We start from the raw sequence: 16,856 nt of genomic DNA, 5'->3' as shown, positions 1-16,856 counted from the left end.
CGCATACAAAACATATGTTCGCAATACGAACTTTCTTGAACCCGGGAGCCCGATGCGATGGTCAAGTTCCTGCCGCTCAAACAGGCTGTGGCCGAGAACCTGAACAATGGCGACTCCGTCGCCTTCGAAGGCTTCACCCATCTGATCCCGACGGCGGCGGCGCATGAGGCGATCCGCCAGGGGTTTCGCGACCTGACTCTGATCCGCATGACACCGGACCTGATCTACGACCAGATGATCGGCATGGGCATGGCGAAGAAGATCATCTTCTCCTATGTCGGTAATCCCGGCGTCGGCCTGCTGCGGCGCGCCCGCGACGCCATCGAGAACGGTTTTCCCAGATCGATCGAGATCGAGGAACACAGCCATGCCGGCATGGCCAACGCCTATGAGGCGGGTGCTGCCGGCCTGCCCTGCGCGGTGTTTCGCGGCTATCGCGGCGCCGGGCTGGTAGCAGTGAATCCGAATATCAAATCGGTGACCTGTCCGTTCACCGGCGAGGTGCTGGCAGCCGTTCCTTCGATCCGGCCCGATGCCACTTTCATCCATGCGCAGAAGGCCGACCGGAAAGGCAATGTGCTGGTCGAAGGCATCGTCGGCATCCAGAAGGAAGCGGTGCTGGCGGCTAGCCGAGCGGTCGTGACAGTCGAGGAAGTGGTCGACACTTTCGACGATCTGCACCCCAATCTGACGGTGCTGCCGCGCTGGACGATCGCGGCGATCTCCGTTGTGCCCGGGGGTTCGCATCCGTCCTACGCGCATGGCTATTACGCGCGCGACAATGCGGCCTATCTCGAATGGGACGAGATCGCCGCCGACCGGGACAAATTCCAGGCGTGGATGCAGGCGAACGTCATCGAGAAGAGCGCCGACGATTTCGCGGCCCGTGTCGAGCATCTGAGGAAAGCGGCATGAGCGACAATCCGGACTTCACCCCCAACGAGATGATGACGATCGCCGCCAGCCGCGCGCTGCGGAATGACGATGTCTGCTTCGTCGGCATCGGCGCGCCGTCCGCCGCCTGCAATGTGGCGCGGCTGACGCATGCACCCGACATCACCTTGATTTATGAGAGCGGCACGATCGGCACCGCGCCAGACGTGCTGCCGCTGTCGATCGGCGATGGCGAATTGTGCGAAACCGCGGTCACCACCGTCGCGGTGCCGGAGATGTTCCGCTACTGGCTGCAGGGCGGCCGCATCTCGATAGGCTTCTTGGGTGCTGCCCAGCTCGACAAGTTCGGCAACATCAACACCACCGTCATCGGCGACTATTTCCACCCGAAGACCCGGCTGCCCGGCGGCGGCGGCGCGCCGGAGATCGCGACGTCGTCGAAGGAGATCTACATCACCATGGCGCAGACCAGGCGCGGCATGGTCGAGAAGATCGACTTCTTCACCTCCTTCGGCCATGGCGAGGGCGGCGATCATCGAAAGCGGCTTGGCATCGACACCGCGGGCCCGACCTTGCTGATCACCGATCTCGCCATCTGGAAGCCGGACCCGGTGACCAAGGAATTCACGGTCGTGTCGTTGCATCCCGGTGTCACGCGCCAGCAGGTGCAGGAGACCTGTGGCTGGATGGTAAAGTTCGCGGAGGCGCTTGACGAAACGCCGGCGCCAAGCGAACTCGAACTGACGACATTGCGCGACCTGCAGGCCCGTACCAAGGCGGCGCATGAGGGAAGCGGAAAAGCAAAGGCTGCATGAACATGGCCGAGGCCTATATCTGCGACTACATCCGCACGCCGATCGGCCGCTTCGGCGGCTCGCTGTCCTCGGTGCGCGCCGACGACCTTGGCGCCATACCCCTGAGAGCACTGGTCGACCGCAATCCCGGTATCGACTGGCAGGCCGTCGACGACGTCATCTATGGCTGCGCAAACCAGGCCGGCGAGGACAACCGCAACGTGGCGCGCATGGCGCTGCTGCTGGCCGGTCTGCCAAAGGAGATCCCGGGCTCCACCGTCAACCGGCTGTGCGGCTCGGGCATGGATGCGCTGACCATCGCCGCGCGGGCGATCAAGGCGGGCGAGGCCGAACTGATGATCGCCGGTGGCGTCGAATCGATGAGCCGCGCGCCCTTCGTGATGCCCAAGGCCGACGCCGCGTTTTCGCGCAACGCCGAGATTTATGACACCACCATCGGTTGGCGCTTCGTCAACCCGGTGATGAAAAAGCAGTATGGCGTCGATTCGATGCCGGAGACCGGCGAGAATGTGGCAGAAGAGTTCGCCATCTCCCGCGCGGCCCAGGACGCCTTTGCCGTGCGCAGCCAGGACAAGGCTGTCGACGCACAGGCCAATGGCCGGCTGGCGAAGGAAATCGCCCCGGTGACCATCCCGCAGCGCAAGGGCGATGCGGTGGTCGTCTCGAAGGACGAGCATCCCCGTGCCGGCACTACGGTCGATGCGCTGGCCAAATTGCCGACGCCGTTCCGGCAAGGCGGCACGGTGACGGCCGGCAATGCCTCTGGCGTCAATGACGGGGCGGCCGCATTGATCATTGCCTCGGAAGCAGCCGTCAAGAAATATGGCCTGACGCCGATCGCTCGTATCCTTGGCGGTGCGGCCGCCGGTGTGGCGCCACGCATCATGGGCATCGGCCCGGCGCCGGCGACGCAAAAACTGTGTGCGCGGCTTGGGCTGACGCCGCAGCAATTCGACGTCATCGAGCTCAACGAAGCCTTTGCCTCGCAAGGCATCGCCGTGCTGCGCCAACTCGGCATTGCCGAGGATGCGGAGCACGTCAATCCGAATGGCGGCGCCATCGCGCTCGGCCATCCGCTCGGCATGTCGGGCGCCCGCATATCCGGTACGGCGGCGCTGGAGCTTCGCGAACGCGGCGGCCGCTATGCGCTGGCAACCATGTGCATCGGCGTCGGCCAGGGCATAGCGATCGCGCTCGAACGGGCCTGAGCGGCAGCCTCTTCTTGGCCGGCTAAGATCGAGGCTGATTCGGGCGTGCAAATTTGACCATGTGGACAAAAGTGCGGACCCGTTCCATAGTTCCCTGTCTGACATTTTCACGAACAGCCGGCTCGACACGGCTGTCGAACAGAGGGGAATGCAATGGAAAACCGGAAGAATAGAATCCAGATAAAACGCGAAGGGCTTTCGCGGCGCAATGTGCTGGAATTGGGCGCGCTTGGCCTGGCTGCGGCCATGCTGCCAGGCGCCGCGTTTGGCAAAGACAAGAAGCTGAAGGTGGCGGCGATCTTCGCCACGCCGATCGAGGAGCCATGGGACAACCAGATCCATGTCGCCTTGCAGAAGGCCGAGAAGGAACTCGGCATCGAGTACAAATGGTCGGAGAAGGTGCAGACCGCCGATTTCAGCCGCGTCATGCGCGAATATGCGCAAGGTGGCTACCAGCTGGTGCTGGGCGATGCCTTCGCCGCCGAGCGTGAATCGCGCCGCACCGCCAAGCAATTCCCGAAGACCGCCTTCCTGTTCGGCTCTGGAGCCGGACCGGCGGAACCCAATTTCGGCGTCTTTGACAACTGGATCCACGAGCCAGCCTATCTGTCCGGCATGATCGCCGGCAAGATGTCGAAGTCGGGCACGATCGGCGCTGTCGCGGCGATGGGCATTCCGGAAGTGAACCGGCTGGTCAACGCCTTCTTCGCCGGCGCCAAGGAGGTCAATCCCAACATCAAGAAGAAGGTCGCCTTCATCGGTTCCTTCTTCGATCCGCCGAAGGCAAAGGAAGCGGCCGTCGCGCAGATCGACGCCGGTGTCGACGTGATCTATGCCGAGCGTTTCGGCGTCATCGAAGCGGCGTTGGACAAGAAGATCCTCGCCATCTCCAACATGTCCGACCAGTCGAGCCTCGGCCCCGACACGGTCATCACCGGCCCGGTCTGGGACATGTATCCGACCGTCCAGCAGGCGATCAAACTGGTGAAGGCCGGCGTCTTCACCGCGCAGGACTACGGCGATTTCTCGCGCATGGCCAAGGGCGGTTCGCAGCTCGCGCCCTACCACAAGTTCGACAAGACGCTGCCGGCGGACGTGAAGGAGTTGGTCGAGAAGAAGAAGGCCGAAATCCTCGAAGGCAATTTCCGCGTCGACGTTGACGAGAACACGCCGGTTTCGGATTGAGGCTTGCTTTGAGGGGCGATGCTAAGCGCCCCCCTCTGTCCTGCCGGACATCTCCCCCTCAAGGGGGGAGATTGGCCGCTTCGTTGACGGCACTCTTCTTCCAAGTAGAAAAGTGCCGAAAGCCAAAGTCACATCCGATCTCCCCCCTTGAGGGGGAGATGGCCGGCAGGCCAGAGGGGGGTGTAGCGCTACCCCATCAGTCAAAGCTGAATCGTAAAGCCAATTCCGAACAGGAGTATCTTTGCCGACGCCCGTCCCACTCATCGAAATGCGCGGCATTACCAAGAGCTTCGGCGCGGTCAAGGCAAACGAGGCCGTTGATCTAAGCGTCGCTCAGGGAGAGATCCTTGGCCTGCTCGGCGAAAACGGCGCAGGCAAGACGACGCTGATGAACGTGCTGTTCGGCGCCTATGCGCCTGATGCTGGTGAGATCCTCATCCAGGGCCAGCCGGTGCGGATCACCAGTTCGGCCGATGCGCTGGCCGCCGGCATCGGCATGGTGCACCAGCATTTTCACCTGGCGCCGCGGTTGACGGTGCTGGAAAACCTGCTCATCGGCATATCAGGCAGATCAGGGCGGATCGACCGCGCCGGCGGGCTGGCGCGGCTGGCGGAAATCGGCCGCCAGCATGGGTTGACGCTTGATCCCGACCTTCCGGTGTCGGCGCTGTCGGTCGGCGAGCAGCAGCGGCTCGAAATCGTCAAGGCGCTGTTTCGTGGCGCCAGACTGCTGATCCTCGACGAGCCGACGGCGGTGCTGGCGCCAACGGAGGTCGACGGGCTGTTTTCGGCGCTGCGCTCGATGGCGGCGCAGGGCCTCGGCATCATCTTCATCTCGCACAAGCTCAATGAAGTGCGGGCGCTGACCCATCGCTGCACGGTGCTTCGGCATGGCCGCGTCGCCGGCCGTGTCGACGACCCCGCCAACACGACGTCGGCCGCAATGGCGCAACTGATGTGTGGCCACGAGATCGTGCCGCCGGCGAGGGGGCCATCGACCCCCGGTGCAGCGGTGCTGACGCTCGACGGTATTTCGACATCGCGGCATTCGGGCACGGCATTACGCGACGTGTCGCTTGCCGTCCGCGCTGGCGAGATCCTCGGCATTGCCGGTGTCTCGGGCAACGGCCAGCGCGCCCTGGCGGAAGTGATCTCCGGCGTGCGCGTGCCCGATGCAGGCCAGATGACCATTGCCGGCCAGAAAGTGTCTGGGTATTCGCCGCGCGAGGTGCAGGCGCTCGGTCTCGGCTGCATCCCGGAAGACCGCATGACGACCGGCCTGGTCACCAACCTGCCGCTCGCCGATTCGATGGTGCTGCCGCGCATCGGCACGGCGGCGTTCAGCAGCAGGGGCCTGCTCAAGCCGGATGCGATCCGCGCCTTCGCCGAGGCGCAGATCAAGGCCTACGACATTCGCTGCCCCGGGCCGATGACCCGCGCCGGGGCGCTGTCGGGCGGCAATCTGCAGAAGGCGCTGCTGGCTCGCGAGTTGGCCTTCGATCCGAAGGTGCTGATCGTCTCGCAGCCGACGCGCGGCCTCGACATCGGAGCCGCCCGCTTCATCCACGAAAAGTTCCTCGACATGCGGGCCAAGGGCTGCGGCATTGTCGTCATCGGCGAGGATCTCGAGGAACTGCTGGTGCTCTGCGACCGCATCGCGGTGATGTATGAGGGCCGAATCGCCGGCACGCTCGACAGCGCCGATGCGACGGTGGCCCGGCTTGGGCTGATGATGACCGGCGCGGAGGGGCACAGCTGATGTTTCGCCTGGAAGTCCGCACCTCGACGCCCGCCTGGTTCAATTTGGCCCTGCCGCTGCTGGCGATCGCAGCCACGCTTGTCCTGTGCAGCGGCCTGATCGCGTTGGCCGGCGCCGGCGTCATCGAAGCCTATGGCGTGATGTTCACGGCCTCGCTGGGCGACAGCTACGCGATCACCGAAACGATGGTGCGTGCCGCGCCGATGATCTTCACCGGGCTGGCGGTGGCGGTCGCCTTCCGGGCAAAATTCTGGAACATCGGCGCCGAGGGGCAATTGCTGGCCGGCGCGGTCGCGAGCTGCTTTGTCGGCGCGATCCCGATGCCGGGGCCGCTCGCCATGCTGTTGATGGCGGCGGCCGGTGCCGCCGCCGGCGCGGCGGTTGCCTTGGTGCCGGCGACACTGCGGGTCAAATTCAAGGTCGATGACGTGGTCAGCTCGCTGTTGCTCAACTCGGTCATCTACTATGCGCTGATGGCGCTGATCGAAGGGCCGTGGAAAGACAGTTTCAGCGGCTATCCGATCTCGCCGCCGATCGAGGATTCGGCCAACTTTCCGGTGCTGCTCGAAGGCACGCGGCTGCATCTCGGCGTTGTCGTGGCGCTGCTGGCGGCGCCTTTGATCTGGTTCCTGATCGTGCGCACGACGCTCGGCTTCAGGATCAGGGTCACCGGCGAGAATCCCGAGGCCGCACGCTATGGCGGCATCCATGTCGAGCGGGTGCTGATCTCGACCGCGCTGCTGTCCGGGGCGCTGGCCGGGTTGGCCGGTGTCGGCGAGGTCGGCGGCGTGCATTTCCAGGTGATGAGCGACATCTCGCCGGGCTACGGCTATTCCGGCATCGTCGTTGCCATGTTGGCGCGGCTCAATCCGTTGGGCGTGGTGCCGGCGGCGATCTTCCTGGCCGCCGTGATGACCGGCGCCGAGGCGATGTCGCGTGCGACCGGCGTGCCGGCCTTCCTCAGCGATGTCATCCAGGGCACCGCATTGCTTGCCATGCTGGTGGCGCTGCTGTTCACCGCCTACCGCATCCGCCGCGTCGGAGCGGCCCGATGAGCGCGGTGTTCGAACAGATATTTCAGGTCGGCTTCCTGGCCGCGATCATCCGCATCGCTACGCCGCTGGCGTTTGCGACGCTCGGCGAAATGTTCTCCGAGCGTGCCGGCGTGCTCAATCTCGGCATCGAAGGCATCATGCTGTTGTCGGCGATGACGGGCTTCACCGCCACCAGCCTCAGCGGCAGCCTGTGGCTAGGTGTGTTCGTCGCAGTGCTGACCGGCATGCTGATGGGCGCGCTGCATGCGCTGTTCACGGTGGCGCTGGGCCTCAGCCAGCATGTCTGCGGCATTGGTGTCACGCTGTTCTCCTCGGGCCTCGCCTATTTCCTCTATCGGCTGATCTTCGGCCAGCAATCGGTGCCACCAAGCATCAAGGGGTTCGAGACGCTGCCGATCCCGGTCCTTTCCAGCATCCCGGTGCTCGGGCCGGCGGTGTTCAACCAGTTTACGTTGGTCTACATGGCGATCCTTGCCATTCCGCTGGCCGCCTTCGTCCTCTACCGCACGCCCTGGGGCCTGTCGGTGCGCATGGTCGGCGAAAATCCGCGCGCCGCCGATTCTGCCGGTGTCAGCGTCATCGCAACGCGCTTCCAAGCGGTCATCCTTGGCGGTGCGCTGATGGGGCTTGCCGGCGCCTTCCTGTCGATGGCGCAGTTCAACGCCTTCACCTTCGGCGTAGTGTCGGGGCGCGGCTGGGTGGCGATCGCGCTGGTCGTGTTCGGTCGCTGGGATCCGTGGCGTTCGGCAGGGGCTGCGCTGCTGTTCGCCTTTGTCGATGCCTTGCAACTGCGTATGCAGGCGAGCGGGCTGGGGCATATCCCCTACGAGGCATTCCTGATGCTTCCCTTCATCTTCACCATTGTCGCCATGGCTGTCATGTCGCGCAACGCGGTGGCGCCGTCGGCCCTGCTCAAGCCGTTTCGTCGCGAGGAGCGCTGACAGCCAAGGGCTGTCAGCGTCCCGCTGGTCACATCGCCGTAAACCCATTGTCGACGAACAGATGCGTGCCGTTGACGAAGCTGGATTCGTCGCTGGCCAGGTAAAGCGCGGCCCTGGCCACCTCTTCCGGCTCGCCGATACGGCCCTGCTGCGCGGCCAGTGCGGCGTCTGAGACATCGATGCCGAGGCGACCGAGATCGGCAACCTCGCGCAGGCCGTGCGGCGTGCGGATGAAGCCGGGGCAGACCGCGTTGCAGCGGATGTTGCGGTCGCGGAACTCGACGGCGATGGCGCGCGCGAACATGTGGCAGGCGCCCTTGGTGGTGTCGTAGAGCACCTCCATCGGTGTCGCCGCCACCGCCGAGATCGACGAGGTGCAGACGATCGAGCCGCCGCCGGCCGATATCATGCCGGGCAGCACGGCGCGCGTCATCAGGAACATCGAGCGCACGTTGACGGCATGCAGCCAGTCCCACTCCTGCACCGTCGTCTCCAGGAAGGGCTTTATGACGATGGTGCCGGCATGGTTGAACAGGACGGTGATCGGGCCGAGTTTTTCGGTCGCGCCCTTCACCGCCGCCTCGACCTGGGCTTCATCGGACACGTCGGCGACCCAGTGTTCGGCTATGTGTCCCCGCGCGCGGATCGCCGCCGCGGTTGCGGCCGCCGCCTCGCCATTGCGGTCGATGATCGCCACCTTGGCGCCTTCCGCGGCGAACAGTTCCGAAGCCGCCCCGCCCATTCCCGTCGCGCCGCCCGAAATGACGGCGACCTTGCCGGCCAGTCTTGCACCCATTTTCCTGCTCCCCTGTCAGACGATTTCGTGTTTGCCGATTGCACGATGCTATCGTGCGCGCTCCGGGCGGCCAATGCATGAATTGGGTGCGGTGAGGACAAGGCCATAGGTTCATTCAAGACAAGAGCAATGCACGGCGTGACGGGTCGACCTGTGGCCAAAGCACGCCATCCCAGCAACTCGGTACCAATTCCTGATCAGATGTCAGAAAGTTATTCTACCCATGGTCGAAAAATAGCAATCGACAAAGTCTACAAGTTTTATAGATTAACCGGCGAGACGGAGGTCGATATGTCCTATATCCAGAACGCCCAGACGGATCGCAGCAGCCAGCGGCTGGTCAACGCCCAGGCCTTTCGTCCGGCCTATGCCGGTGCTTTCGCCTATATCGTCTTTGCCCTTGCGTTCGTGTTCACCGGGGCAGTTGTTCTGGGCCTCATTCCCTGAGTCGTCAGATCGACCGGGACTAGCCGCCCACGCTTTCAGGCAATCGGAGTTGAATGAACCGGATCCTCGGTGCGCTTTCGCGCGGCTGGGATTCGAATTTCACAGCATCAGTGATTCCAGAGATGGAGGAGATGGCAATGCCGATCGAGTTCACGCATGTCCCCAGCAAGACCGCCGACGCCGCTGTTCCCTTTTTCTACGACTTTGCCGAGACCGCGACCAAGCTCGGGCTGATCGAGGATGGCGGCTTCAGAAAGATCGTCGTCGACGATTCGGCCGGGCTGTTGACCAATATGGATCTTGCAGCCCAGGTGCTGGACCGGACGTCGTCGCTGGAAGTCGTGCTCACCCACTGGGCGGGCGTGGTCGAACCGACGGTGGCGGCGCGCCAGCTGGCGTTGATTGACAGGAAGAGCGGCAGACGGCTGGCGCTCAGGATGATCAGCGAACCGCTGAACGACGACGATGCCGAAACGCGGCCGGTCGGGCACACGGTCATCTGGCAGCGCATCGACGAATATCTGGTGCTGTTGAAGCGGCTGTGGTCGAACGACCGGCCGTTCGACCATGAAGGCGCGTTCTACAGCATCAAAGGCGGTTATGTGCCGCGCAAGGGTCCGCACGGCGCCGATCTCGTCATCCGCATGGGCGGGCAGTCCGGAACGGCGCTCAAGGTGGCCGGTCGGCATGCCGATGTCTTTGAACTGGCGCCGGGTTCGATCGACGAGGTCCGGCAGCTGATGGAGCGCGTGCGCGGCGCCGCAGCCGAACATGGCCGAGCCGGCAAGCTTCGCTTTGCGCTTCCGGTCAGGATTCACCGGGGCGCTTCCGCCGCCGGCTACAAGGCAGTCGATGTTGCCGGGCCGCCGGCCCAGGCGGCCCTGTCGCTGCTGGCCTATGCAGCTCTCGGGATCGATGAATTCATGATTGTCGGCGTCGACACGCCGCGCGAGATCGCAACGGCCGGCCGTGAAACGATCGCCCTGCTGCGCAATTCGCTGGCGCGTCGTGAGGCGGAGGTGCCGCAGCCCGGGGCATATGCGCCGCGCGTGCAGCAAGTGGTGCGTGCAGCGGGCTGAGCAGGCGCCCTTGGAATCAACCTGTCGCGCCACTCAGCCGCGACAGGCCTTCGATGACGGCGGCAGACTCCGCCAGCGCGCCGAAGACGCCGTCCTCGACCGTCACCATATGAAGCGCTGCCTCATGGGCCTTTTGATCGCCGCTGGCACAGGCATCGGAAATCGTCAGGCACTGAAAGTTGCGGTCGCAGGCCTCGCGCAGCGTAGTGTGGACGCAGACATCCGTCGTGCAGCCGGTAAACATCAGATGTGTGATGCCTTGCGCGCGCAGCACAAGCTCGAAATCCGTATAGGTGAAGGCGCTGTTGCAGGTCTTGTCTACGATGATGTCATGCGGCGCGACATCGATCTCCGGAACGATCTGAAACCCCGGGCCCGAACGAAGCAGGATTTCGGTGCCTTCGAGACCGGCGCGCTTGCGGCGCCATTTCTCATAAGGCGCCATGTCGGCCATGTCAGCCCGATAACCCTGCCTCGTGTGGATGATCCTGACACCGGCCTTGCGGGCGGCGGCGATCAGCCGGCCCACGTTCGGCAGGATCGCCCTCAGTGGCGAGGGGTCATATCCCTGCCTGGCAAAATAGCCCGTCGTCGACAGGAAATCCTGCTGCAGGTCGATGACGACGAGCGCGGTGTTTTCGGCGACCAGCCTGCCGTCATAAGGGAAGTCGAAGGGCGTCGCCTTGATCATCGTTGGCTTCCGTTTTTTGGACCGGCACCATAGCACTTTGCAACAACGCGACGACACCAGATGCCGGCGGCGCGGATCCGAATTTCGCGCCGATATTGACGGTCGCGACCAATTGTTGATCGTTACACTCATCTTCAATGTTGACTAGCAATGTCATGTTTTATAATCAACCTGGCATCGGCCTGTCGACAACCAGTATCTGGAATTGCGGCGGCCGTACTGGAGAAGAGCCATGACCGTGGCTGGAATTGATGCCCAGACGGCCTTCCACATCGACGCGGTGCGCGTTGCTGTCGGCGAGCGGACGCTGCTCGGTCCGGTTTCGCTCGATCTGGAGGGCCTTCGACAGCAATGGAACTAACCTTGCCGCACGATCTGTCGCCATGGGGCATGTTCATGGCGGCCGATATCATCGTCAAGGCGGTGATGATCGGGCTGGCCTTCGCCTCCCTCGTCACCTGGACGGTATGGCTGGCCAAATCGCTGGAGATTTTCGCCGGCAAGCTGCGCATCCGTGATGCCGTACGGGCGATCAGCGATGCCGCCACCTTGAAGCAGGCCAGCCGTGCGCTCGACCGCAGCAGCGGCCCCGGCGCGCTTCTGGTGCGGGTGGCGGAAGAGGAGGTCGCACTCTCGGCCGGAGCGCTCGATCATGTCTCGGGAGATGGGCTGAAGGAACGGGTCACCTCGCGCCTGTCGCGCATCGAGGCGGCGGCGTCACGACGCATGTCGCGCGGCACCGGCCTGCTGGCGACGATCGGCTCGACCGCGCCATTCGTCGGGTTGTTCGGTACCGTCTGGGGCATCATGAACGCCTTTATCGGCATCTCGCAGGCGCAGACCACCAATCTCGCTGTGGTCGCGCCTGGCATCGCCGAAGCGCTGCTGGCCACGGCGATGGGTCTTGTCGCTGCCATACCGGCTGTCGTCATCTACAACGTCTTTGCGCGCTCGATAGCCGGCTACCGGCAGATCCTCGCCGATGCCTCGGCGGGTGTCGAACGGCTGGTCAGCCGTGACCTGGACTTCCGCAGTGTCGCGCCGGCAACGGCGATGGCCGCGGAATGATGGTGGCGGACTAGCGGAGCAAGGCCATGGCAAGGAGAATCCGACAGACCATGGACGACGATCTCGAGGAAAGCCACGAGATCAACGTCACACCGTTCATCGATGTCATCCTGGTGCTGTTGATCATCTTCATGGTCGCCGCACCGCTGGCGACGGTGGATGTCAATGTCGATCTTCCGGGCTCGACCGCTACGCCCGCGCCGCGGCCGGAAACACCGTTGTTCCTGACGCTGAAGGACGATCTGACGCTGGCGATCGGCAACGACAGCGTGCCACGCCCGGCTTTCGCCGCCACTTTGGACAGCAGGACGAAGGGCGACAAGCAGACGCGCATCTTCCTGCGCGCCGACAAGGCGGTGGCCTATGGCGACCTGATGGAGGCGATGAACCTGCTGCGCGGGGCGGGCTATCTGAAGATCGCGCTGGTCGGCCTGGAAACCGGTCCCGCGGCCGATGCCCCGGTGCCTGCGACCACCAGAGCAGCAGTGCCATGACGCAAGTGGCCGCCTTGCCCTTGGTCGAGTTGTCGCGCTTCAGCCGGCGCGACCTTGGCTTGTGGGCGGGTGCGGCCGCGCTGGTCCTTGGAGCCCATGTCGCGGTCGCCTATGCCGTGCAGAACTTCAGCATGGTCGACGAAGCCGATGGTGGCCCGCCACCAGCCCAGGTGATCGAGATGGCGCCGATGGTGCTGATGCCGGCGGTCGAGGAACGGGTGGCCGCGCTAGACGCGGTGACATCCGATCAGACCGAGCCGACGCCCGCGGCCGAGAAGGCGCAGCCGGTTGTCGAACAGCGGCAAGTCGTCCCGCCCGATCAGACCGAACCCACCCAGACCGAGGTGGCTGAACAGGTCGACCAGCCGCCGCCGGATGAGGTCGTCCCCGATATTGTCGAGGCCGTCGCACCCGACGTGGCTATTCCATTGCCGCAGCCCAAGCCGGTCGAGGCCAAGGCGAAAAAGCCAGTCGAGAAGCCAAAGCCGCGGCCGAAGAAGGAGAAGGCGGCGCCGCCGAACACGGCAAGCATCGCCAGTGCCGATGCGAGGCCGGCGGCCAGGACGGCCGCGCCGAAGTCGGCGGAATCGGCATCGCGGTCCGGCGATTCCAGCAAGTGGGACTCCCGCCTGGGGGCCTGGATCAAGCGGCACACGCGCTATCCCAGTTCAGCCAAGGCCCGAGGCGTGGAAGGCAAGCCGTATGTCGCCTTCACGGTCGACTCGTCCGGCCGGGTCCTGTCTGCCAGGCTCACCCGTTCCTCCGGGGATGCCGATCTGGACCGTGCTGCGCTCGCCGTGCTGCAAGGCGCCACCGTGCCGGCACCGCCGCCGGAACTTGGCGCGCGCCAAAGCCGCACGGCACCGTTCGTGTTCAGCCTGCGCAACTAAGGTCTGTTGATATTCAGATGAGGCCGGCCTGCAAATGCAATCAAGGCCGCAATGGCGGCCGCATCGGACGGCCTGCCTTTGATGATGCTGGCGACCTCGGTATCGGCCTGTTCGAACCAGTAGACCATGTCGGCGCTGCCGAGATCTGCGGCGGCTCTTTTCAGCAGCGGCAGCAGGCTTTGCAACGCGCACAGTGTCTCCCAACGGTTTGGCCGGAGGGTCGAACCTGCCGCCGCGCATGCGGCTGGCGCTTGCATGCGGCTACGCTCTCCTTGCGTGAGCGCGATTGTCCTTTGGCTGCGCCTTCGGGTGCAGCGGGTTGCCGCTGAGCTGCGGATGCCTGGCCGGCCGTGCGCCGCGAAGGACGTCGAAGGCTTCGGCATAGGCCATGCCCAGCAGATAGGAGATCATGGGAAAGCGGTTTGCTTCAGCCATCTGCACGAGCTCATTGGTCATCGACGAGATGTATTGAAGACTATCGATCTCCGACTGACGTAAGGATTGGTTTGGCACGTGCTTCTCCTGTCATCTGGTGGAACTCAGGGACGCGTCACTGGTATAATAAGCCGACTAATTAATTGACCGACCCACCGGAGGCGGGCAGTTTGCGGTGTCGATATGGTCATAGATCGGCGCATCGGTGAGGCGAACGAGACCAAGCAGGCGGTTGATCGCCGAATGACCGAGCGCGGCGGTGGGGCATGCCGACGGGCCATGATTGGTCGCCGCAGGCATCATGTTTTGGCCGATATGCCCGGCCTGCGAAAAGAAGACAGTCTGCGTGCCGGCGGCAATCGTCAGCTTCGGAGCGGGGGTCGCTTTCTTGGCCATTTTCATCCCTTCTTGACCCTCATGGGACCGTTGAAAGACCCTAAAAACGGGGATTCACGACAAGAAAGGTAAGGTCGAAAGAGTTAATGGTTTGTTAAAATTGTAGTAAAGGAGCGCGCAAAAGGCGGCCTTGCGACTTATCTTTCCTGACGGTTAAGTGTAAAATATCGATTTTGTTCAGATGCAGAGTTTGACAATCGTTGGTATGCGCTCTTTTGGTGCATTTTTATTCTTATTTAGCGTAAACAGCGTGGCCGGGAGGGCTTAGCCCGTCCCGGGTGAGGCTGACCGCCAGCTGGTCGACGCTCGAATGGCCGAGCCTGACGACATTTTCCATGCTGATGGCGTGCCTCGGGCGGATGTTGGATATGTCGCGCCGCATGATGACGGACACGAATGTCGGCCAAGCCTCGGTCAGAAGCATGGCCTTGCCCGTCAGCGTCGGTTCGGAGATGGGGGCCTATTGCACGGAGATCAGCGACGGCTCGCCAGTCTGGCGGCGGTTGATGCCGCTGAAATAGATCCAGTTCAGACGCAAGTTCGCCTCCCCATGGTGGTTGCCGCGCGCCTGTGCCCATGCCGATCCCCGCCGTTCCGACCATCCGGTGACCCTTCTGAAGGTGACCAGTTTCGGCTTCGCGCCGCACGAAGGTCACCGATCGCATCAACGGGTCGGGGTGGTGCGGAATCGAAAAAATAGGCGAAATAGGTGCCTCCCGCGATCGATGGACTGGGAGGGCGGATCATCTGAGGGAACAGGCTCTGGGAAATTGGCGGCAGGCCACGCCCCCTGGGCTCGGGGACACCGGGATCCCGGTACAGTTCAGCTTCATCGACCCGGAAGTCGCATATCAGCTTGGCGGTGGCCTTGTTAGGAACGGTCTGTGCTTGCAGGTAGCGTTCGAACTGCGGTAACGACGCCTTCCAGGCCCGCCGCGATGTTGACGCCGTCACCCATGAGGTCGCCGTCGCTCTCCTCAACGACGTCTCCTGTGTGGATTCCGATGCGAAACTCAATAGGGCGCTCGATCGTAACACCTGCATTGCGTTCGAGCATGGCGGCCTGCACCTCGATGGCGTAGCGCACCGCGTCGACGATCAAGCGACCGGTCGTAGCGGCATCTCTGTCGAGGCACAGTCTGCCGCCTGTCGCGAATTGACCTTGATGTCCCCAGATGCCATTATGGAATGGTAGCTGATTGCGAAGACAAGACTTCTTGCCGCGGCGGCCGATCCCCTTAAACGCGCGGCTGGCAGCCTGCCTTAGTCGACTACCCATGCTGATTTGCGTCTTGCGGTTGGGTGACATGAATTGAGCCCAACGAACGAGGCCGACGACGGCTTTGGTGTTCAATTCTCGGACGGTTCGGTGGAGGGAGCAAATGGCCAAAGACGTAGACACAAGTGCAGCCCCGCCAAGTGCTGAGCAACTGCGATTGGCTCTTCTGAAGGAGCAGATGGCAGAGGTAGACAAGCAGGAAAAACTGCGAGCGAGAGAGAATGAGGAACTCACGAAGTTTACAAACAGTTTCCTGAAGGACCAAGTGAACGACGATGAAATCGCAATGGTCCGCCGCCTGGTGATGAACGCTGTCAAGAATGGCAAGTACGAAGCACTAGTATACAGCTTCCCTTCGGACCTGTGTACCGACAGCGGCCGAGCCATCAACAGCTCTGATCCGCAATGGACCGAAACCCTCCAAGGTAAAGCCAAGCAATTCTACCAGCGCTACCTGGACATTGGGAAGCCGCAAGGTTACAAGCTCAAAGCCATGGTTATTAACTTCCCGGGCGGAGTTCCTGGTGACATCGGCCTCTTCCTCAATTGGGCGCCGGAACGCAAATAAAAACCAGTGGTGGTTTCTGAAGCGGCTGGTCAGAACACGTCCGGAACCACGTTGCGCGGAGTTGCGTCGTCCACGAAGTCGTCGGGTCGCTTTTGGCGTTTGCTGAAGTTCGGTTTTTCGAACTCGACGCGCTCATAGGGGATTGAGCTCAGAATGTGCGAGATGCAGTTGATGCGGGCGCTCTTCTTGTCGTTCGACGGCACGATCCACCAGGGCGCATGCCTTGTGTCTGTTGCACGGATCATTTCGTTGTAGGCGTGGGTGTACTCCCACCAACGATTGTATGACTCAACATCCATCGGGCTCAGTTTCCACTGCCGAAGGGGGTCGTCGGCACGCTGCCGGAAACGCCGTTCCTGCTCTTCCTCACTCACATCGAGGAAGTATTTGAGCAACGTTACGCCGCCTTCTACAATGGCGGCCTCAAGAGTCGGTACCTGTTCGAGAAAGCGTCGCGCCTGCTTGTCGCTGCAGAAACCCATGACGCGTTCGACGCCGGGACGGTTGTACCAGGAGCGGTCGAATATGACGACCTCGCCTGCCGCAGGAAAGTGCGCGAAGTAGCGCTGCATATAGAGTTGGGTCTTCTCCCGATCGGTCGGCGCCGGCAGCGCGACGACCCGGAACACCCGCGGGCTGACCCGCTCGGTCAGGCGCTTGATCACTCCCCCTTTCCCGGCGGCGTCACGGCCCTCGAAAACGATCGCGATGCGGGCGCCAGTCTTCTTCACCCAAGCCTGAAGGTGAGCAAGCTCAATATGCAACCGGGCGAGTTCTTTCGCATAATTTTTCCCTTCCGATTTTTCCTCCACATGCTCAGATACGACGGCCGACTTGTTCTTCTTCTTACCCATGG

21 protein-coding genes and 2 pseudogenes are annotated in these 16,856 nt (G+C 63.1%); 14 read left to right on the top strand and 9 right to left on the bottom strand.

What is annotated here, in order from left to right:
• Positions 1–57 precede the first annotated feature (57 nt).
• The 7 genes from AC1DZP_RS03355 to AC1DZP_RS03325 all read left to right on the top strand — a co-directional run bounded on the left by AC1DZP_RS03355 (position 58) and on the right by AC1DZP_RS03325 (position 7,857).
• Positions 58–915 carry a CoA transferase subunit A gene (locus tag AC1DZP_RS03355; RefSeq protein ID WP_477300128.1) on the top strand — a complete coding sequence of 286 codons (858 nt, stop codon included), beginning with the start codon at positions 58–60 and terminating at the stop codon, positions 913–915.
• Positions 912–1,709: a CoA-transferase subunit beta gene (locus tag AC1DZP_RS03350; protein WP_095084103.1), complete on the top strand. Its 798-nt coding sequence runs from the start codon at positions 912–914 to the stop codon at positions 1,707–1,709. The genes AC1DZP_RS03355 and AC1DZP_RS03350 overlap by 4 nt, the downstream gene beginning before the upstream one ends.
• A gap of 2 nt (positions 1,710–1,711) precedes the next feature.
• Entirely contained in the window at positions 1,712–2,917 is a 1,206-nt protein-coding gene (pcaF, locus tag AC1DZP_RS03345) for a 3-oxoadipyl-CoA thiolase (protein WP_477300190.1), read from the top strand.
• A gap of 153 nt (positions 2,918–3,070) precedes the next feature.
• Positions 3,071–4,102 (top strand): BMP family protein, encoded by a 1,032-nt coding sequence (locus AC1DZP_RS03340; protein WP_477300127.1) that lies wholly within the window; start codon positions 3,071–3,073, stop codon positions 4,100–4,102.
• Positions 4,103–4,370: 268 nt separating this feature from the next.
• Positions 4,371–5,861: an ABC transporter ATP-binding protein gene (locus tag AC1DZP_RS03335; RefSeq protein WP_477300189.1), complete on the top strand. Its 1,491-nt coding sequence runs from the start codon at positions 4,371–4,373 to the stop codon at positions 5,859–5,861.
• On the top strand, positions 5,861–6,916 hold the full coding sequence (locus tag AC1DZP_RS03330; protein WP_477300126.1) for an ABC transporter permease: 1,056 nt from the start codon (positions 5,861–5,863) through the stop codon (positions 6,914–6,916). The genes AC1DZP_RS03335 and AC1DZP_RS03330 overlap by 1 nt, the downstream gene beginning before the upstream one ends.
• Positions 6,913–7,857, top strand: coding sequence for an ABC transporter permease (locus AC1DZP_RS03325; RefSeq protein ID WP_477300125.1), 945 nt, complete (start codon positions 6,913–6,915; stop codon positions 7,855–7,857). Before AC1DZP_RS03330 ends, AC1DZP_RS03325 begins: the two co-directional genes overlap by 4 nt.
• 28 nt (positions 7,858–7,885) lie before the next feature.
• Here AC1DZP_RS03325 and AC1DZP_RS03320 read toward each other — a convergent pair whose 3' ends face one another.
• Positions 7,886–8,653, bottom strand: a complete 768-nt coding sequence (locus AC1DZP_RS03320; RefSeq protein ID WP_477300124.1) for an SDR family NAD(P)-dependent oxidoreductase — start codon at positions 8,651–8,653, stop codon at positions 7,886–7,888.
• 291 nt (positions 8,654–8,944) lie between these two features.
• Here AC1DZP_RS03320 and AC1DZP_RS03315 point away from each other — a divergent pair, with 291 nt between their 5' ends.
• Together AC1DZP_RS03315 and AC1DZP_RS03310 are read left to right on the top strand one after the other, a co-directional pair.
• The gene (locus AC1DZP_RS03315; RefSeq protein WP_095084108.1) at positions 8,945–9,100 is read left to right on the top strand and encodes a hypothetical protein; all 156 of its coding nucleotides are present in this window, start codon (positions 8,945–8,947) and stop codon (positions 9,098–9,100) included.
• Between the two features lie 137 nt (positions 9,101–9,237).
• A complete protein-coding gene (locus AC1DZP_RS03310) occupies positions 9,238–10,179 on the top strand; it encodes an LLM class flavin-dependent oxidoreductase (RefSeq protein WP_477300123.1) in 942 nt (313 codons plus the stop codon).
• Between the two features lie 16 nt (positions 10,180–10,195).
• Here AC1DZP_RS03310 and AC1DZP_RS03305 read toward each other — a convergent pair whose 3' ends face one another.
• Both AC1DZP_RS03305 and AC1DZP_RS03300 read right to left on the bottom strand, forming a co-directional pair.
• Positions 10,196–10,870, bottom strand: a complete 675-nt coding sequence (locus AC1DZP_RS03305) for a cysteine hydrolase family protein (protein WP_477300122.1) — start codon at positions 10,868–10,870, stop codon at positions 10,196–10,198.
• Positions 10,836–11,027 carry a hypothetical protein gene (locus AC1DZP_RS03300; RefSeq protein ID WP_477300121.1) on the bottom strand — a complete coding sequence of 64 codons (192 nt, stop codon included), beginning with the start codon at positions 11,025–11,027 and terminating at the stop codon, positions 10,836–10,838. Before AC1DZP_RS03300 ends, AC1DZP_RS03305 begins: the two co-directional genes overlap by 35 nt.
• A gap of 75 nt (positions 11,028–11,102) precedes the next feature.
• On the opposite strand from AC1DZP_RS03300, the gene AC1DZP_RS03295 reads away from it, so the two are divergent.
• Genes AC1DZP_RS03295 through AC1DZP_RS03280 form a run of 4 tightly spaced genes read left to right on the top strand, consistent with a single transcriptional unit; the run spans position 11,103 to position 13,322 of the window.
• Entirely contained in the window at positions 11,103–11,231 is a 129-nt protein-coding gene (locus tag AC1DZP_RS03295; protein ID WP_477300120.1) for a hypothetical protein, read from the top strand.
• Complete coding sequence (gene exbB / locus AC1DZP_RS03290; RefSeq protein ID WP_477300119.1) at positions 11,222–11,938, top strand: tonB-system energizer ExbB; 717 nt, start codon at positions 11,222–11,224, stop codon at positions 11,936–11,938. The genes AC1DZP_RS03295 and exbB overlap by 10 nt, the downstream gene beginning before the upstream one ends.
• Before the next feature lie 26 nt (positions 11,939–11,964).
• On the top strand, positions 11,965–12,432 hold the full coding sequence (exbD, locus tag AC1DZP_RS03285) for a TonB system transport protein ExbD (protein WP_477300118.1): 468 nt from the start codon (positions 11,965–11,967) through the stop codon (positions 12,430–12,432).
• A complete protein-coding gene (locus AC1DZP_RS03280) occupies positions 12,429–13,322 on the top strand; it encodes an energy transducer TonB family protein (protein ID WP_477300117.1) in 894 nt (297 codons plus the stop codon). The genes exbD and AC1DZP_RS03280 overlap by 4 nt, the downstream gene beginning before the upstream one ends.
• Here AC1DZP_RS03280 and AC1DZP_RS03275 read toward each other — a convergent pair.
• The 5 genes and pseudogenes from AC1DZP_RS03275 to AC1DZP_RS03255 form a co-directional block, all read right to left on the bottom strand.
• Complete coding sequence (locus AC1DZP_RS03275; RefSeq protein WP_477300116.1) at positions 13,319–13,579, bottom strand: hypothetical protein; 261 nt, start codon at positions 13,577–13,579, stop codon at positions 13,319–13,321. The genes AC1DZP_RS03280 and AC1DZP_RS03275 overlap by 4 nt on opposite strands.
• Positions 13,580–13,583: 4 nt before the next feature.
• The gene (locus AC1DZP_RS03270; RefSeq protein ID WP_457153733.1) at positions 13,584–13,835 is read right to left on the bottom strand and encodes a hypothetical protein; all 252 of its coding nucleotides are present in this window, start codon (positions 13,833–13,835) and stop codon (positions 13,584–13,586) included.
• A gap of 57 nt (positions 13,836–13,892) precedes the next feature.
• On the bottom strand, positions 13,893–14,153 hold the full coding sequence (locus AC1DZP_RS03265; RefSeq protein ID WP_477300115.1) for a hypothetical protein: 261 nt from the start codon (positions 14,151–14,153) through the stop codon (positions 13,893–13,895).
• 232 nt (positions 14,154–14,385) lie between these two features.
• A pseudogene (locus tag AC1DZP_RS03260) lies at positions 14,386–15,107 on the bottom strand (XRE family transcriptional regulator).
• Positions 15,061–15,258: pseudogene (locus tag AC1DZP_RS03255) on the bottom strand (adenylate/guanylate cyclase domain-containing protein); the annotation flags it as partial. The pseudogenes AC1DZP_RS03260 and AC1DZP_RS03255, both read right to left, overlap by 47 nt.
• Positions 15,259–15,535: 277 nt before the next feature.
• Here AC1DZP_RS03255 and AC1DZP_RS03250 point away from each other — a divergent pair.
• The gene (locus AC1DZP_RS03250; protein WP_425352276.1) at positions 15,536–16,000 is read left to right on the top strand and encodes a histidine kinase; all 465 of its coding nucleotides are present in this window, start codon (positions 15,536–15,538) and stop codon (positions 15,998–16,000) included.
• A gap of 29 nt (positions 16,001–16,029) precedes the next feature.
• On the opposite strand, the gene ppk2 is transcribed toward AC1DZP_RS03250, so the two are convergent.
• Positions 16,030–16,854, bottom strand: coding sequence for a polyphosphate kinase 2 (gene ppk2 / locus AC1DZP_RS03245; protein ID WP_477300114.1), 825 nt, complete (start codon positions 16,852–16,854; stop codon positions 16,030–16,032).
• Positions 16,855–16,856 lie beyond the last annotated feature (2 nt).

It is taken from the genome of Mesorhizobium sp. P2_F8, from assembly GCF_056403655.1.
The sequence above is the reverse complement of the archived record's forward strand: the minus strand, read 5'-3'. Positions and strand labels throughout refer to the sequence as shown.